Here is an 18,602-nt window from a genome sequence, read left to right on the forward strand (position 1 = left end):
AGTGTTGAAGTATTATCAGTTCCACTGGCTGGGTCATCAAAATCCCATTCCCAGCTTACGATAGCTGCTCCGCCATTGAGAGTGCTCAAGTCGGTGAAATCTACTGGTGTGCCAAGGGCCACTTCTGTATTACTGAAGTTTGATATAGGATGAGGGTTGATAAAGATAGTTTTGCTAAATGTTTCTTCGCAACCATTCTTAATAGCAGATAATTCTATCAATTGGTTTCCTGAACTTGTAAAACTATGGCTCACTACTTGTCCAACTCCTGTTTGTCCATCCTCAAAACTCCATGACCATGAATCAGGATTTAATATAGGATTTATTACATTTGCACTTAATAAAGCTTCAGAGTTATCGCATAAATTGTTAGAGATAAAGTCTAATTGGAAATCTGGAGTGATATAATAAGTTTGTTCACTTGTATCTTGGCAATTTCTGGAATCAGTGATGATTAATTGAATGGTTTTATCTCCATCTGTAGTATAATCATTACTTGGGTTCTGAGATGTTGAAACATGACCATCGCCAAAGTTCCATGACCAATTTGTTAAAGGTTGATCTACTCCAGTGCTTAGGTCTAAGAACTGAGTAGTTTCTCCAAAACAAAGTGAGTTTACATTAAAATCGGCAACTGGGCTTTGGGCAATATTGACTGTTTCGGTTAGAATATTTTTACATCCTTTTAAATCTTCTACTTCTAAAGTAATGGTAAAGTCACCAGAACTGCCATACTCATGCTTTGGATTCTGAAGGGTAGATGTGTTTTCAACTCCAGAACTGGCTTCTCCAAAATTCCAATTCCATTGGTGAATGGTGGCATCGCCATTGGTGCTAATATCAAAGAATTCTGTGAGGTTCTCTATACATGCACTATTATTATTAAAATTGGCAATAGGGTTCTCCCAAACATCAACATCTTGTGATATGGTATTTGAACAACCATAATTGTCTACAATTGTATATTCCACGGTGAACTGACCGCCATTAGAATATAAATGTTGTGGGGATGCTGAAACAGCTACATTTCCATCTCCAAAATCCCAAGACCAAGCAGCAATTGGTGCATCTCCGAGGGTTTCGGTACTTGTGAATAAGACATTATCGCCTTCACAAGGAGTAGTGAAGTTATAGCTTGCAATAGGGTTGTTATAAACGGTAACTTCTTTTACTATTGTATCATCACCATAGGCTTTGGCAACCAATTGAACTTCGTAAATTCCAGGCCCAGAGAAAGTGTGACTTGGGTTTTTAGTGGTGCTAGCATTATTGACACCGCTGGCTGGGTCCCCAAAATCCCACCACCAATTGGTGATGCTTCCATTTAATGTTGAACTTTCATCAGTAAATTGTACAAGATCACCATCGCAGCTGGCTCCCCAAGAATAATCAACTACAGGTGGAGCATAGACGTCAAGAGTTTGGTTGAAATTACTCAAACAGCCATTGGCATCTTCTAAGGATAGATTTACTGTATAGCTTCCTAATTGGTAGAAGTTATGACTAGGGTTTTGAAGGTTTGAAGTATTGTCAGGGCCACTTGTAGGGTCATTGAAATCCCAAGTCCATGTGCTTAAAGAGCCTCCTCCATTGGTATAGCTAAGGTCTGAGAAATCAACAGGATCATTTTGTGCGACTTCAGAATTACTAAACTCAGCAGTAGGAGCAGGGTTTACATTAAATGATTTTGTGATGGTTTCTTCACATCCATTTTTACTTGCATTCAGAATAACATCATGTGATCCAGCACCATTGAAGAGATATGAAGTACTTTGGCCGGTGGCAGTTTGCCCATTATCAAAACTCCATGACCAATCGTTTGGAGTAACTACGGATCCGATAACTTCGCCATTTAATGTGGAAGCAATATTGTCACAGAGCCCCAAATCAGTAATGTCAAGACTAAAGTCGGGTGTGATACTGATGGTATTGGTGATGCTTGTACTACATAGCCACTCATCAATAACTGTTAGTTCAATATTTTGATCTCCAGAATTGGTGAATATATGATTGGCAGATTCAGTTGTATAGACTCCTCCATCACCCATATCCCATGAATAACCAGAGAAATTTCCAATAGAAGTACTGGTATTATTAAAACTGATGTCTACTCCTTCGCAATAGGGAGCCTGTGGACTAAAACTAGCAATAGGGAGTGGATTGATATTGATATTTTGAGTACTTGAATTTACACAGTTGTTTTCATCTGTTACAGAAAGATTGATTGAATAATTTCCTATTGAAGAATAGGTGATACTAGGATTGGTTTCTGTTGAGGTGTTTCCATCACCGAAATCCCATGACCATGAAGTGATAGCTACTCCATCACCAGTGCTTTGGTCGCTTAGGTTAATAGGAGAGTTTAGGCAAAGCCCTTCCGATAAGAAACTAGAAGTTGGTAGTTCGTAAACTTCAACTTCAACTGTTTTACCAGCTTCACAAGTACCAAACGTACCAATTAAGTCTACTGTAAATGTTCCTGAATTAGAGAAGTTGTAATTGGTGATTTTACCATGTGTTTCGCTACCATCAGGGAACACCCATTTATAATCGTCGATAGGAAGAAAATCAGGAATGGGATCACCTTCAAAACTAGCCATTTCTCCTGCGCATAAAGGGCTGGTGGTGATTCCAACTTCAAATGTGGGACTAACAATGATATTATCTTGATTTAATTCATGTGAACAGCCATTGATATCGGTAACTGTTAAAGTGATTTCATAAATTCCAGCGACTGGATAAATATAAGTAAGATCTTCATCAGTAGAAAAATCACCATTATTAAAATCCCATAGGTAGGAATCTATTGTGCTTCCTGTAGATGGCAATGAATTATTGGTGAGTTCTACCACATTGGATTGACAAGGGTTAAGATATTCAAAAGCAGATTCGGGTCTTGGCCATACCTCAATATCAGTATTAATAATATTGGAACATCCATTATTAGTTTCCACTTCAAGAATCACATTAAATGTACCCTCAGAAGGGAAGTTGTATAAAACCTCATTTGTATTAAAAGATTGACTATCAAATTGCCATGAATAGGAATCAATGCTACTAATGGGACTAGTAGAGGTGCTAGTTAGTTTGGTTTCAACGCCAAAACAATTTTCATCCATTGTGAAATTGGCTGTTGGATTATCAAAAACTTCAATGGCTTGTATGATGTTGTCAGAGCAACCATTGGTGGTTGTTGTTGTTAAACTGATATCATAGTTTCCATAATTTGAATAGGATGGGCTTGGCGATTCTTCAGTTGAAGATGTTCCATCACCAAAATCCCAACTCCATTCATCAATGGCATCCACAAGAGAAGAGGAATTATTAATAATTGAAATGGCTTCTTCCTGACAAACATTGGATACTGTAAAATCAGCGATGGGGCTTGTGTGAACTGTGATAACTATACTTTGGGCAGGAGAGTTTCCGCAATTAATACTTTCGCTTCTGGCAAAATACTCTGATGTTTCAGTTGGAGCTGTTATCGTCAGTGTTTTGGAATTACCAATAGCGGTGCCATTAAGGTCTCCTTTATACCATATGTATTGGTCATCAATACCTTCTACTGTGAGTGTTATTTCATCTGGAATTTCATTGCTACAATATTCCGTTTGATCTGCACTGATATCAGTTGGAGGGTTTGCTGCTGGGAACACCTCTATGGTTTCTGTATGAGTATCTTCACAAGAGGCATTAGTTGAAGCTGTAAGTGAAACCGTAAATGTTCCTGTTTGTGTATAGATATGACTTGGGTTTTTAACGAAGGATGTTCCTCCATCGCCAAAATTCCAATCCCATGTTTTTGCAACTGAAGAAGAAGAATTAGTGAATGTTTGACTTACCCCTTGGCAAGTATTGGCAGCAGAAAACTGGGCCACTGGGCTAGGGTTAATGGTAACTGTTGTCATTAAAGTTGCAGAGTTGCCACAATCAGTGCCGCTTTCACTTCTAACGTAATATTTTGTTGTAGCATTAGGTGGGTTGATGGAAATGGTTTTATTATTGCCAATTGGTGAGCCTGATGTATTATTTGCATACCAAAAATAATGATCGGCATCATCAAGTCCTGTGCAGGAAAGGCTAATTTGACTTGGTGTTTCAGCAGAGCAAAATTCCATTGATGGTGTGATGCTTAATGGTGGTTTGGGAGAGGCGCCGATATTAATATCTTGCTGATGTGTTGTGCTACAAGTTCCGTTAGATACTTGCAAAGAAATGGTGTAAGTACCGCTTTGGGTATAAGTATAGCTTGGGTTTTGAAGGGTTGAAGAGTTTCCGTTACCAAAATTCCAATTCCAAGAAGTTATTGGAACACCATTGTTGTTGGATTCATCGGTGAAAGAGATGTTTACACCGTCACAAACATCTAAAGTTTCAAAATAGGATTCTGGACTTGGATCTACATGTACCGTGATGCTTTTTTCGTTGGAATTGCCACAGCTGGTTTCGCTTCGTACTAGATAGGTGGTTGTTTCGGTAGGTGCGGGAATCGTTAATATTTTACTATTTCCGATACTTGTGCCTGTATAATCATTGGCATACCAGAAATAGGTATCATCCGGGCCTGTACACTCCAAAGTTAAATCGGTGGGAGCTTCTGCACTACAATAGGTGATTTGACTTGCACTGATGCTTATAGGATCTTGAGGGCCAGATATGATTTCTATGGTTTGGTAATCTATATTATCGCAGCCATTGGCATCGGTATAGGTGTAATTAACATTATAGACACCCAAAGCAATACTTGAGTTAAACCAACCCAAACCGTTTATATTTGTTCCAGCATAAGTTCCACCGGAGGGGCTACCTTGATCAATATAGGCAATCCCAGTATTTTGACACACAGGAGGAACAGCATCAAATACTACATTGGGCAAATCATTAATGGTGATACTTGAGCTGGCTGAATTTGAACAACCCTGAGGGTCTTCATAAAAATAATCTATAGTATGACTCCCGACCCCATATGTGGCTGGGTTAAATGTTGTTTCAGGATTTCCATTATATGAGTATATTCCATTAGGAGGTGCCCCTCCTGATAAGTTTATGGTTGAAGCATCCACACATAGGGCAGGAATTCCAGGAGAATAAGTAACCACGGGAGTGGCATATCTATTGACAGTAATGGTTTTGTCGGCAGCACAATCACTGGCATCTATTATTTCATAATGTATATTTGTTATCCCACCTGCAGGGATTAAGCTGGGGTCTAAGGTATAATTCCCTCCGATTTCGCTTACTCCTAGTCCTGTAAATACTCCTCCTGCAGGACTAGCTTTGTCATTTAAAGAAATTAGACCTGTTTCCACTTCACAAAAATTATCTATATCAAGAGAAATGCTGGTTTCGTCTTTAACAATTAAAGTGGCAGTTCTGGTGGTAGGGCATTCGAAGAAATTTTCTACAGTAACACTAATTTCTCCACTAGCAGAATATTCACCAGATGTAGTAGTTGTAGAGCCATCATTCCAATCGGTGGTCCAAAAGGCAGGAATTCCTTGAGCTTTAAACTGAATGCTTTCTCCATAACAAATTTCATAGGTACTTTGTTGGTTACCATCCAGATCTGTTATGTCAAAGTCGGTTCCTTCAATAAAGATTACATTGGTATTATAGGTAGCGGTTACATCATCTAGGGTTACTTCTAAGAAATACAGACCTCCCATGTTAGCTAACATATTAGGGATGGTTGGGTTTTGTTCATTAGAGCTATATCCATTTGGTCCCGTCCAATGATAGGAGGCCCCTTCAACTGTTTCGGCCGTTAATTCTAAAGTTTCTCCAGTACATAAAGGGCCATTATTCTCTGCTTGGGTATTGATGATGGTTTCGTCTGTTTCGCCTTCTCCTCCGATTTTTTCAAAAGAAATGTTACAAGGATCATTTGAGTAATTTGTTATCACTAAAATATAATACTCACCCACAATACCATTTGGAATTACACAAGTTTCTATTGGGCCTGGGGAAAAGCTACAGTCAACAAATTTATCACTGGTTAACTCTGCTGTACATGGAGTATGAGGATCGTTAAAAGGACCCCATAAATTAAAATCAATATCGTTACCCTCATTTGAATTTGTCCCATCATTAGTCATTTGGATGATAATATCACCAGCCACGCTAATTCTCATATAATACCAGGCGGGATTTCTAACCCACCCTAGACAATCATAATTAGGGCCATCTTCACCATCTGGAGTATTAACTCCTGCAGGAAATGTAGCAGTTGTTGAAGTAGAAAATGGTTGGGATAAATAGCAAGAATCCCCTTGTGCATTTGTTGTCTTTAACAAAAAAAATAAAATAAAAAGAATACTAAAAGCAATAAGTATTTGCTTGGATAGCTTAAACGAAAAAATGGTTGCCCCCCGCATATTGTGATTGTTGGTTTGTGTACTGGTTTTACAATTTTATCAACAGTAAATTGTGAACGCTAAAGTAAATAAAATACTGTTAATAAGGTAATAATCATCAAGACCAAGAGAAAATGCAAATGGTTGTCTGATTTTAAAAAGTCGGAGCACTACATATAATGCAAATAGTAGCTAATACGTGGATTTACGGATTTTTAGGTATGGAAATTTTTATAAAGTTTTTTATGAAAAAAGCGGATTTCGATAATACGAAATCCGCTTTTGAAGAATAGTATTTGGTCCTATTTTAAACCTTGTAAAAAAAAAACTAGTTGATGACTATTTTTTTGGTTGTTATTTTATTTTGCAATTTAATTTTTGCCAAGTATATCCCTTTTGGAAGTTGTGAACTGTATTCTGAATTTCCATCCCAATTGATTTGGTTTTGGCCTTCTCTTATTTGCGATGAAATTGATTTTACTTGTTGTCCTGAACTGTTGTAAATATAGATTTCTAGATTAGAATCCTCGGTTGAAGTAATATTGAAATTCATATTTTCTGAGAATGGGTTTGGTGAAATTGATATTTCGGAATTTGAAATACTCTCATTTAGTGCCGCATTGGCTGATTTTGTTTCCTTATTTGAAACACATGGGTTTGCTGCGAACTCTGTATTCCCATATATTCCCATATTCACTCTTGAATTATTTCCATTTGATGGTTCATTATCATATGGAGAAGAAGGGTTTCCAGCATCAATACAAGGGCTACACTCATTAGATAACAATGGTGTACCAAAAGAAGAAAATGAATTTGTTTGAAGATGAAAATCATTATTCGAAGCATTCACAAAGAAAGGATCTGTGTTTATATTTTCGGTTCCTGGGAATGTAACAAGTGGATCATTATTTAATAATTGAACATCTGAATATTTTACTGTATATTCCTCTTGTGAACCATGAAGTTGCTCCGTTGCTGTTGGATTCCAAAAAATCGAGTTTTTTATGATACATTCCTCATCTTTGAAATCGTCATTCCAAATTGCATTGCCATTACCGTTTTTCCCAATATTATTATAGAATGTACAGTGGTCTAATTCAAATTTACAAGTGCTATTGATTATTGCTCCACCAAAACCATCAGCAATGTTATTTGCAAAGATAGTATGGTTAATTTTAATATTGTTTAATGGAAGTTGACTTATATCATTATCTCCCCACAAACGGAGTGCTCCACCTCCATCTTCACTATAATTATGTTCAAATTTACAATTTGAAATCAATACATTACTTCTGTAAATTCTTAATCCTGCTCCTATTCCATGGTAATTATTGTAGTTGATAATAGAGTTTTGGATTGTTAAATTGCTAGCACTGTGACAACCTATACCAGTAGTATAATTATTAGTAATTTTACAATTATTGATGAACAAATTTGCTCCAAAAAAGCGTATGCTTCCTGCGTCCTGATTAAATCTGCAAGCATCGCTAATAGTTAAACCATCAATAAGAGGTGTTGAATTATCATTATAAATACTTACAACACTATAGCAATTGTCTAAATGAGAATTTTGGTTATCAATATTCCCACTTAGGATTGTTTCATTGGCATATTGGTTTCTTTCATCAATACTGATTTCGTCACCATAAAAACCTCCATAAATAGCTATTGATTTATCTAGTCTAAATGTATTTCTTCTTGGATCCTCCATTAATTCGCCTATTGGAATTTGATTTGATTTGATCTGAGAGAATATTTCTGGTTCAAATAAGTCCAAGTGTTTCAAAAAATCTTCTTTGTTTTTTGAATACTGAGTACTTGGCTTGTATGTACCAGCAGCGATCCAAATTTGATCACCATCTTCTGCTTCATCTAGGGCTGACTGTAAATTGTCATAGGCTGAAAGCCAACCATCACCATCTTGATATTCAGGGTCTATACCAACATCCCAATTGACATGAATTACATCACATTCTGATATAACTGTTTCATAAGCTCCCATATCAACAGCAGAACAAATAATTCTATCATTACCATCTAGGTCAAATTCTGGTAGGTTTTCTACATAGTTATTTCCGGTGTTTAAAGATGGAGAATTCCCAGCAAGATGATAATCCATTGTTAACTGTGGGTCATCATCTATATTCCCAATACCTTCATAATCACCTTTTATATTAGAGTAGGTAATGTCAATATTATCTGGGTTATTTGAACCAATTTGTGGGTTCGAATCTGAACCCCATAATATTGAATTTGTTATTTTTACAGGTACTGATGGGTTATCTGAATTTATAAACATGCTATTAACATTGGCACCAGTGTTATTAAAAAAAGTACAATTGTTAACTCTGTTTTTCTTTTCATATGCCCAATAGATTCTTACATATAATCCCCCTCCATCTTGTTCTGATTCGTTTCCAACAAATAGACAATTTTCTATTCGTGCTGAGCCATGAGATGAAACAGCACCTCCTGGTCCTGTTGCTTCATTACTGTAAAATTTGCAATTTGAAACAATATATTGTGGGTAAATTTCACTTCCTGTAATTGTTGCATTTAAATCAATTGCACCACCCCATCCAATTTTTCCTGTACCAGGGTATTTGCATTTATTACCTGTAAATGTGCAATTATCTATTGTAATGGGGTTGTTTTCAGTAAGGGTAATACTGTATGCATGAATAGCCCCACCATTACCTCTAGAACTATTGTTAGTAAAGGTCGAATTTGAAATGTTTGCTTTGGATTCTTTATAAATACTAATAGCTCCACCAATGTATTCTGAATTATTATCTTCAAAAATACAATTGTTAATATTAGCATAACTAACACCATTGACTTGAATTGCGGCTCCCCAATATTCACATTTATTATTTGTGAAATAAACTTGATTTATGTAAACCGAGGACTCATTATCCATAATTATAGCTCCCCCATTCGGAATAGTTTCATTATCGATTCTTTTGGCAAAACCATCTCTAATTGTTAATCCATCAATAATCACATTCTCAGCATTATCAACTGATACTACATGATATGAGTTTAAGTTTGTATTAATCTGTCCACTGAAGATAGTTAGTGTTGGGTCAGGGGTTCTTTGGTAGGCATAGTTTTCATTTCCAATAAATCCACCTAATAACTGTACCCCTGTTATCATATTAAAACTATCTAAAGGGTCATTACTATCAATAGTTAATCCATTGTTACTTCTTAAATCAGGATAATAAGTTCCTTGAACTACCCAAATTTCATCACCACTCACTGCAGCATCTAGCGCATCTTGTAAGTGTTTGTAAGCAGTGGGCCACGAGTTGCCATCACCAATAGCTGTTAAATTACTATTAACATAAATAATACCAGCATGCCCCGAAAAGGAAGCAAATGCCATTAGAATCGAAATAAATAAGAATCTTTTGATAATTGAATGTTTCATGTTTTTATTTTAAGAAATTAATAAATATTAAATACATAGCAATATTAGAGAATTGATACGTATGTAATTGAAACAAAAATAGGAGATTAGTGTTTAATTATTAACAAGTGTTGATAACCGTTATATGAACTTTGTGTTTGACTTGATTTTATTGAGAAAACAAAAAACGGATTCTTTGGAGTAAGAATCCGCTTTTTGATGGGTTTGTTTTGTCGTATTTTGCTTGTTATGTTTTTTTGTTTGCCCCTTCCCCTAAAGGGAGCAAAAAAACCAGAGTCTGCTATATTAGAATTTGAATTTTAGATATTCTTCAGCACATCCAAAGTCAAATCCCAAAACATCTTCACCGTGTCAATTTTTATTCTTTCGTCGGGGGAGTGGGCTCCTTTAATGGTTGGACCAAATGAAATCATATCCATTTTAGGATATACTTCGCCAATTAATCCACATTCTAATCCTGCATGTATGGCCAAAACCTTTGGTTTTTTGCCAAATAGCTTTTCGTAAGATGCTGAAGTTTGAGCCAATACTTTGGATTTGGTATTTGGAGTCCAGCCAGGATATCCATCGCCATGCGCTACGTAAGCTCCTATATTTCTGAAATTGGCAGCTACCATATTGGCAATATCATCTTTCGCCGATTCTACACTAGAACGTTGGCTGGTGGTGATATAGGCAGTGTTGTCATTCATAGTAATAGAAGCCAAATTGGTAGAGGTTTCTACAAAATTAGCTATGCTCTGTGACCATGCAATAACGCCATGAGGACAAGCATAAAGTGAATTGAGGATGGCATTTTGATATTCTGCTTGCAATACCTCTGCTTTGTCTTCTGAAGTGGTAAATGTGATGTTTAGATTTTCTTCTGTGATGGCATATTCAGCTTTTATATCACTAGCTAATTTGGTAAAGAAAGTTTCGAAGTTTTCTTTTTGATCTAAAGGAATACAAGCGGTGGCAAAACCCTCACGAGCAATGGCATTTCTTAGATTTCCTGCTTTGAAATTGGCTAATCGTAACCCATGCTTATTGGTGGCTTCCCATAAAATTCGGTTCATGATCTTTACTGCATTTCCCAATCCTTTTTGAATCTCGTCGCCGCTATGTCCACCATTGAGCCCATTTACAGTCAGCTCGTAAAACTGAACTTCTCCTTCTACAGCCTCTGTCTCATATTCTATTTCAACTAAGGTGTCGATTCCTCCGGCACAGCCGATATATAATTCACCTTCATCCTCAGAATCTAGGTTGAGCAAAATCTCACTCTTCACAAATCCTGGTTTTAATCCAAAGGCACCTGTAAGTCCTGTTTCTTCATCTACTGTGAAAAGACACTCTATGGGTCCGTGTTCAATATTATCAGAAGCTAAAATCGCCATTTGTGCTGCTACTCCAATCCCATCATCGGCACCTAAAGTAGTTCCTGTGGCTTTTACCCATTCACCATCAATTCTAGGGATAATGGCATCTTCATCAAAATTAAATTCCACATCGGAGTTTTTCTCACACACCATGTCAATATGGCTTTGTAAAACTACAGAAGGTTTGTTTTCCATTCCTTTGGTGGCTCCTTTTCTAATCAGGATATTTCCGATTTCATCTTGTAGGGTTTCTAGGTTGTATTGGACTCCAAACTCTTTCAGGAAAGCAATTATTTTTTCTTCTTTTTTACTCGGGCGTGGCACTTTACAAATGTCATCAAAGAATTCCCATAGTATTTTTGGTTCAAAATTTCTGATATTATCACTCATAATTTATGTTTTAAAATGTGTGTTTTTCACTTTGTTTAGCAAAGATGATTTCTGCTCCATAATGCTTCATCTTCATGATTTCCTTCTCTATTAATGGAAGGCTATTGTTTTCTTTTGAATAATTAGGCTTTAGGTGGGTGATGAAAATTTTTATTCCTATTAAGGCCTGTTCTTTTTCTTTCGGATTAACCAAAGAAGCTAATTTCTCTAGCTCTCCTTCTAATAGAGAAGGTTTTAGATGACCATATAGCTGCTGGTCTTTCTGCGCATTAGGAAAAGAAACTTCAATGAATATAGCTTTCAATTTTTTCTTTTGAATAAGCGGAGTGATTTCTTTAAAAATCTTCTCTAGTTTGTTTTCTCCTTCAATAATATCGCCTCCAGTATCGCCAAAGTATAAAGCATATGCATTTTTATTCTTCACCAAAAAAGCGGAAGAGGTATTGGGGCAAGAATGGCAAAGGTCGAAGCTTTTTAATTCTAATTGATTATTTGGGATTTGATACCATTCCTTATTATTCATTCTGTTGAGTTCCCATTTGCCTATGGCCCCTTTTCCTTCTGTAGTAAAATTGGCCCAAAGAGGGGAGAGGAAGATATAATTCATCAATTCATCTCCGGTTTTTGGAGAACAGAATATCTTTTTGTTATTATCAAAAGGAGCAGCAATGAGCATTCCAGTAATATGGTCGAGATGAGTATGGCTAATGGCATAGGCATCAATATTATTGTGGAGTATGTGAGCGGGAAGTTCTTCTTGATGATTTGAATGTTCTAAATGATCAAAATGACCTGCTTTGGCTGCTAAATTTAAACCATGCATTAAGGTTCCGGCATCGAGACAAAGGTATTTATCGCTGTTTTTTGCGGCAATTAAATAGGCTGATAGATTGCTCTCATCAGTTCCTCCACCACTTCCAAGGACTATTAATTCAAAGTTATCTTGTGATTTGCCATTCATGAACAGCAAAGTTAGTAAAATGATACAGATCGTTTTCATATTCATAATTATTCCATTCTTTCAGGTATAAACCTAAGGGTAGGGGTGAGCATTCCTATAAATGATATATAGACTAATTGTATGGTGAAGTCCCTATTATTAAATCCTATTAATAATAAAATAGAGATGCTGAGAATTACAGGGATGTATATATACAGTATTTTGATAAAAAACTGGGGAAGAACACTCGTATAGAAAGCTCTTTGAGGAGCGAATGCAATTAACTTTTTTCCAGCTGAGAAACCAATCATCCATATCATAAATACCGAAAATATTCCTAAAGGAATTTCAATGTATTTAGGTATGTAGAGCCATCCCAGTACGTAGCCAAATCCCCTGTCCGTAAATATTCCGGCAACAAATGTTCCAAAGAAAAGAATGAAAGCTGTTAAGTTAAGCCATAAATATAATAAGGCTTTAAAGGAGCTTTTATCTTTGGTTTTATTGTGCAAGCTATTAAATACCATAGCAACTACAAAAACTAAAAAAGGTCCAATAATATAAACACTCATCACACTGGAATAGGTCCATAGTGGCGATGGGTCAGGGATATTGAATATGATTCTGCCATCTTGCCAAAGCGCTGGAATATGAAAAAATCGAGCAATACCATATTTAGCTCCTTGAATTAATAGGTAGTTAAGGCTAAATGCCAGAAGGATGGTGAAAGTGGAAGCAAACATGTTCTCTAATTCACGACTTTTGTTCCATGGTAGGATTTTCCAAGTGTCCTTCATATGTAAATATTCATCCTTAAAGCTGAAAACTCTTTTGTCTTGATCTAAATCGAAGCTTAACGATTTTCTAATCTTTCTACTTAAGAATTTGCTTTCCTTGGCCTCCTCTTGGTTTTCTTTATACATAAGGTATAATCTCACAAAGAAATTGGGCCTCTTTTCTTTATGGAGAGATTCTTTGATTTTTCTTTCCCTTCTGATGTCGTCCATGAAATCAGCAATTGGAGCCAATAGGAAAATGAGTGTTTTCTCTCCCAAGCTAGGTTTGTATTTACTCTTTTGTGATTTTTTCCATTCACGTTCTTCTTGCCAATTTTTATACTTTTTCCTTATTTTATATCTGATGCCAGATTTTTTTCTGCGTCGCTTTTTCTTTTGTTCTTTAGGAAAAGAATCAATGTCAATCTTTTGTGGGAATGCTAATTTGTTTTCTTCACTCATCGTTTGATAGCTAAATACTTTGACAAATATAAGAAATACTGTTGATAGGTAATTAAAAAATTGATGTTGAAAACTTGTATTTTTGTATACTTTTGTCGGCACAACATGCGTTAACTTTGGAGAAAGTAGTATTTAATGGGGTTTACTAAGTTTATATTTTATATTGTTACATTTTTATTTATCGCCTTTCCTATTGGGATAGGGACCACCGAGGCTGTAGAGTTAGCTCCCGAATACATTGAAAAAGAACCTCAATACCTAAATAGAGAAGAGCTTCATCATGTTGACAGTGTGCTGCATAGGAGGTTGGAAATAAATGGTTTTAGAGGAACTGCTTTGGTCGCTTATAAAGGTCAGATATTGATGACCTACGCCAATGGATATAGTAATTATAGAACCAAGGATAAGATAGAGGTAGCATCTAGCTTTCAGTTGGCATCGGTGAGCAAGTCATTTACAGCAACCGCTGTTATGCTACTTAAAGACCAAGGGAAGCTTTCTTTTCAAGATACAGTAACAAAATTTATACCTGAATTTCCTTATGAAGATATTACTGTGAAGCAGCTTTTGCAACATACTGCAGGACTTCAGAATTATATGTATTTGGTAGATAATTATTGGGATAATGATAGCTTAATTAGTAATGAGGATATTTTAAACCTTTTGATTAAGCATGACCTTCCTTTGAATAATCGGCCAGGTAGGAAGTTTATTTATTCTAATACAGGATATGCCATTTTAGCCCTTTTAGTTGAGCGTGTGAGTGGGCAAGATTTTAATGAATTTTTAGCCGAAGAGGTTTTTAAACCAGCAAAGATGAATCATACTTTTACTTATAGCCATGATATTATGGATACCCTAGGAAATAGAGTAATGGGCTATAATAGAAAGGGGAGGAGGCTTTATCGTTATGATTTTGAACCTAACGATATGGTTTTGGGCGATAAATCGGTTTATTCAAATGTGGTAGATTTGTTTAATTATCAACGCGCATTAAATGATGGCCAATTGGTAAAATCAGAAACTCTAGAGGAGGCTTATACTAAAGGTAAAACCAATTCAAGATATTCTCGATCCTTCAATTACGGCTATGGATGGCGATTTAAAAATGATAATGGACGTAACCTGATATACCATAATGGTTTATGGCATGGCTTTTCCACTACTTTAACTCGTGAAATAGACCATGATATCACAGTTGTGCTGTTGAATAATACAACCGCTTCCATTTCATCTATTCGAAATGATTTGATTAATCTTTCCATCTCAGAGCTCTCCAAATTCGATCTTCAACCCGATGAAATCGACCCCATTGAGCCTAAAAGACTGCAGGCATTAGATATATAATATCATTTGGAATAATTCTCTTCATAGTTTTTTTTCATATTCCTTTATAGACAATATTTTATTTTTATCTTTGTTTCCAATAAACGAATCAAATTGAAATACAATAAATAAGCTACCTATGGAAGATAAGATGAATAATATTATTCTGGTACCAGTAGATTTTTCAGAAGCTACAGATAATGCAAGTAATCAGGCTGCTGAAGCCGCCGCTTCTATTAATTATGAAGTAAGATTACTTCATGTTATCGATAAAAATACCAAAGCATTTTTAAAGCAAGAGAATTTACAAGCTGAAAGCATTGATATTAGAATGCAAGCTATTGCCAATGAATTGAATGCGAAATTTGGTGTTACAGTAAGCTTTTTAACTAAAGAAGGCGATATTTTTACCACCATTGCTGATGTTGCCAGAGAAATTGGAGCCAACCTTGTTTATTTAGGAACTCATGGTAAAGTAGGTATTCAGAAGTTGACCGGTAGTTTTGCTTTAAAAGTGATTACCAGCTCTCCTGTCCCTGTAGTTGTGGTTCAAAAACGTAAATTCGAAAAAGGATTTAGTAAAATTGTTCTACCAATTACCAGCGATGCCGGACCATGGGAGAAAACAAAATGGGCCACGTTTATTGCTAAAGAATTTAAAGCTTCCATTGAAATTTATCAAATAGAAGGTGAAGCCATAGAAGCTGCTGTGCAGACCATGACAAAGCATTTTGAAGAAGAAGGTGTGAAATATTCAGTGAATGTGGCTCCTAAGAGTGGCGATTTCTCACAGAAAGTAATTGATTATGCTACTTCTATCAACTCAGATTTAATCATGATTATGACTAATCCTGATACTAATTGGACTAATTATCTTTTAGGTTCTTATGATGAAGATATGATTTTCAATACCTCTCAAATTCCAACCATGTGTATCAATCCTAGAAAATTTAACTGGGAAAAGATAGTACAGTACTAAGGTTAATATTTAAATAAAAAATATAGGGGGCGTTTTATTCGGCCCCTTTTTTCTATATGATAGATTTCTCTCGCGCCAAGCAATATATACTCAATGAATTGGGTTCAGATCTCAGTAAGGATTTTTTATATCACGATTTAGCCCATACCTTAGACGTTGTTCAAGCAGCGGTTAATTATGGTAAAATGCATGGCTTAGCGGAGCATGAATTAACCTTGTTGAAAACAGCAGCATTATACCACGATGTGGGATTGATAGATGTTTTTGATGGCCATGAAGATAGGAGTATAGAGATAGTAAGAAAAGTATTGCCTGGGTTTGGTTATTCTTCTGAAGATGTCGAAATGGTGGCTAATATGATTCAAGCTACTAAATTGCCACAATCACCAAAAACTGTTTTAGAGGAGTTTTTATGTGATGCTGATTTAGATTATTTAGGTCGTGATGATTTCTTTATTTTGGCTTCCAAGTTGCAATTAGAATGGAGGAGGTTAGGAGTTAAAGATATTGCTTTTGATGAATGGATAGGCTTCGAAAAAGGATTTCTAAAGTCACATCAGTATTTTTCAAGAGAAGCACGAGAACTTAGGGATGCTGGGAAGTTAGATAATTTAGAGCAATTGAAAAATATTTGCAAGAAAAATTTAGAGTAGTGTTCTACTATTCTCGCCCTGTGCACTAGCCTATAAATATTGCTTAAAGCAGCAGTATTCAATATATATGTAAAAATGGGTATGAAAAGGTTTAAGCTTTTTCCCATTCATTAGTTTCATGATTAAATTTCTTAATCACTCTTGCTGGGTTTCCTACAGCAACACTGTATGGTGGAATATCTTTAGTAACCACACTGCCTGCGCCCACCTGACATCTTTTACCAATGGTAACTCCTGCTACAATCACTGAATTGGCTCCAATATGAGCATCCTCTTCAATGGTGATTCCTCTCACATCTAAATCTTGAGTTGAAGAGTTTTGGGTCCCATCTTTATAGCCATGATTAAAGCCAGCCATAAAAACATGTTGACCAGTTCCAGAGCCACTTTTCATGGTGACAGGTCCAATGATAACTGTTCCAATACCAACTCGGCATCTATCACCAATAATCACATCTCCTGACCCGTTATTGACAGTGGTAAAGCTTTCCACCGTAGAGTAGGCTCCAACATCAAACTTATTATAAGGCATCACATCGATTCTTGATTGTCGTCTTCTGATTAAGGCATGTTTGCCTTTTTTATGAAAGAAAGGATTCACAAATAATCGAATCCACAACCTAGGCCGAGGACGACGAGGAGGATGAATCATCCACATCACCAATCTTTTTAATCTGGGGTCAGATTTTAGTTTTTCTTTTAGTCCCATAGTCTTATCATTTAAAGGTCTTTCCAGCCATTTTCAAAAGCAGTTACATATTTGAATATCTCTTTTACATTATTTTCCCAAGAGTGACTTGTGCCACAAGATATGCGCTCCTTTTGTAGTTCTTTAGAATCCTCATTTAAGGCTTTGTCAATGACGGCGACCCATTCTTCATGAGTAGAAGCCAAATAGGTATGGTCTTTAAAATAATCCATGGCTTTAGTTGCGGAGCCAATGGTTGGTTTTCCCATGGCCAAATATTCATCTATTTTTCTAGGGTAGTTTCCAATGGTAGCATCATTAATCAACTGAGGGTTCATGGCTATATCAAAAGCTTTAATATAGGATGGAAGCTGGCTACTATCGCGGCTTCCCAAGAAATGCACATTCTCTAATTTATGTAATTCTGAAGCTTCAAATTTCTCATCTTCCGGCCCTACTAAAACGATACTCCACTTTGGCCTTTTTTTGGCCATAAAGACTAATAAATCAATATCTAATCTTCTACTCGATAAGAAACCAACATATCCTATTACAGGACTTTTAAATTCTTTCATATCCTCAGGAATAGGAATACTTCCATCTGCATCTCTAAAAAGACTCACGTCGCAGCCTTGTCCAACCATATAACTATGCTTGTTAAACTGGCGGCCATATTCTGCATAGAGGGTAGAGTTGTTCACAACCACATCCGCTTTTTCAACCAATTTAGGCTCAATCCTTAAACCATGCTTCCTCCAATAGGGATTCTTGGTGAGGTAATCCCGCATATAATAAACGTAGGTTTTGGGCTTCAAAAGCTCTTTTTGATGTAAGCCTGTAAACATGTTGCTATCATTAAAGATGATAAAGTCTTTAAATCCAAGATGGTCTATAGCTTCTTGAATATCTGCAGCAAATTTTCTATTGTTCCTTTTATTGATAAAGTCGTAAAGTTTGCCATCAGGAAGCCAATTGATGGATTCTATCATACGGTGTGGATATAAGTTCCACATGTTGGTAGAAAGTTGTACTAGATTATCTTCTTTTCCTTCACAAATTCGGATTCTTTTTTGAGTTCTTTCATCCGAGGCTTTGTTTTTTTTCGTGTTTCTGTCTAAAGGAGAATTTACATAAAGTACTCGGTTGTACTTTGACATTTCCTCAGCAATATTTTTACAATTGCTACCGATTTCAATGTCCCAAGGTTGAATCCCTATGACAATAATGTCTCGTCCAATCAT

General features: G+C 36.1%; 10 protein-coding genes. 3 read left to right on the forward strand and 7 right to left on the reverse strand.

Annotated features, from left to right (window positions below; all coding sequences use genetic code 11):
- The 5 genes from HNS40_RS13480 to HNS40_RS13500 form a co-directional block, all read right to left on the reverse strand.
- On the reverse strand, positions 1-6,293 hold a 6,293-nt coding region (locus tag HNS40_RS13480; protein WP_172281673.1), incomplete at its 3' end, for a PKD domain-containing protein.
- A 388-nt stretch (positions 6,294-6,681) separates the two neighbouring features.
- Positions 6,682-9,786 (reverse strand): right-handed parallel beta-helix repeat-containing protein, encoded by a 3,105-nt coding sequence (locus HNS40_RS13485; protein ID WP_172281675.1) that lies wholly within the window; start codon positions 9,784-9,786, stop codon positions 6,682-6,684.
- Positions 9,787-10,085: 299 nt separating this feature from the next.
- Complete coding sequence (locus HNS40_RS13490; RefSeq protein WP_172281677.1) at positions 10,086-11,537, reverse strand: aminoacyl-histidine dipeptidase; 1,452 nt, start codon at positions 11,535-11,537, stop codon at positions 10,086-10,088.
- 10 nt (positions 11,538-11,547) lie between these two features.
- Entirely contained in the window at positions 11,548-12,498 is a 951-nt protein-coding gene (locus HNS40_RS13495; RefSeq protein ID WP_172281679.1) for an MBL fold metallo-hydrolase, read from the reverse strand.
- Positions 12,499-12,545: 47 nt separating this feature from the next.
- A complete protein-coding gene (locus tag HNS40_RS13500; protein WP_172281681.1) occupies positions 12,546-13,715 on the reverse strand; it encodes a hypothetical protein in 1,170 nt (389 codons plus the stop codon).
- 135 nt (positions 13,716-13,850) lie between these two features.
- Between HNS40_RS13500 and HNS40_RS13505 the strand changes: the two genes are divergently transcribed.
- The 3 genes from HNS40_RS13505 (at position 13,851) to HNS40_RS13515 (ending at position 16,673) form a co-directional block, all read left to right on the forward strand.
- On the forward strand, positions 13,851-15,062 hold the full coding sequence (locus HNS40_RS13505) for a serine hydrolase (RefSeq protein ID WP_172281683.1): 1,212 nt from the start codon (positions 13,851-13,853) through the stop codon (positions 15,060-15,062).
- A 118-nt stretch (positions 15,063-15,180) separates the two neighbouring features.
- Complete coding sequence (locus HNS40_RS13510) at positions 15,181-16,020, forward strand: universal stress protein (protein ID WP_172281685.1); 840 nt, start codon at positions 15,181-15,183, stop codon at positions 16,018-16,020.
- 56 nt (positions 16,021-16,076) lie between these two features.
- Positions 16,077-16,673, forward strand: coding sequence for an HD domain-containing protein (locus HNS40_RS13515; protein WP_172281687.1), 597 nt, complete (start codon positions 16,077-16,079; stop codon positions 16,671-16,673).
- Between the two features lie 91 nt (positions 16,674-16,764).
- On the opposite strand, the gene HNS40_RS13520 is transcribed toward HNS40_RS13515, so the two are convergent.
- Both HNS40_RS13520 and HNS40_RS13525 read right to left on the reverse strand, forming a co-directional pair.
- The gene (locus HNS40_RS13520; RefSeq protein WP_172281689.1) at positions 16,765-17,382 is read right to left on the reverse strand and encodes a DapH/DapD/GlmU-related protein; all 618 of its coding nucleotides are present in this window, start codon (positions 17,380-17,382) and stop codon (positions 16,765-16,767) included.
- Between the two features lie 11 nt (positions 17,383-17,393).
- On the reverse strand, positions 17,394-18,602 hold the full coding sequence (locus HNS40_RS13525) for a glycosyltransferase (RefSeq protein WP_172281691.1): 1,209 nt from the start codon (positions 18,600-18,602) through the stop codon (positions 17,394-17,396).

The sequence above is a fragment of the Lentimicrobium sp. S6 genome (genome assembly GCF_013166635.1).
Classification (GTDB): Bacteria; Bacteroidota; Bacteroidia; order Bacteroidales; family UBA12170; genus UBA12170.

Bases quoted from the DNA above. Each gene is read 5' to 3' on its own strand.
- HNS40_RS13515 (WP_172281687.1), top strand. From the start codon at position 16,077: ATGATAGATTTCTCTCGCGCCAAGCAATATATACTCAATGAATTGGGT.
- HNS40_RS13495 (WP_172281679.1), bottom strand. From the start codon at position 12,498: ATGAATGGCAAATCACAAGATAACTTTGAATTAATAGTCCTTGGAAGT.
- HNS40_RS13505 (WP_172281683.1), top strand. From the start codon at position 13,851: ATGGGGTTTACTAAGTTTATATTTTATATTGTTACATTTTTATTTATC.
- HNS40_RS13485 (WP_172281675.1), bottom strand. From the start codon at position 9,786: ATGAAACATTCAATTATCAAAAGATTCTTATTTATTTCGATTCTAATG.
- HNS40_RS13490 (WP_172281677.1), bottom strand. From the start codon at position 11,537: ATGAGTGATAATATCAGAAATTTTGAACCAAAAATACTATGGGAATTC.
- HNS40_RS13500 (WP_172281681.1), bottom strand. From the start codon at position 13,715: ATGAGTGAAGAAAACAAATTAGCATTCCCACAAAAGATTGACATTGAT.
- HNS40_RS13510 (WP_172281685.1), top strand. From the start codon at position 15,181: ATGGAAGATAAGATGAATAATATTATTCTGGTACCAGTAGATTTTTCA.
- HNS40_RS13525 (WP_172281691.1), bottom strand. From the start codon at position 18,602: ATGATTGGACGAGACATTATTGTCATAGGGATTCAACCTTGGGACATT.
- HNS40_RS13520 (WP_172281689.1), bottom strand. From the start codon at position 17,382: ATGGGACTAAAAGAAAAACTAAAATCTGACCCCAGATTAAAAAGATTG.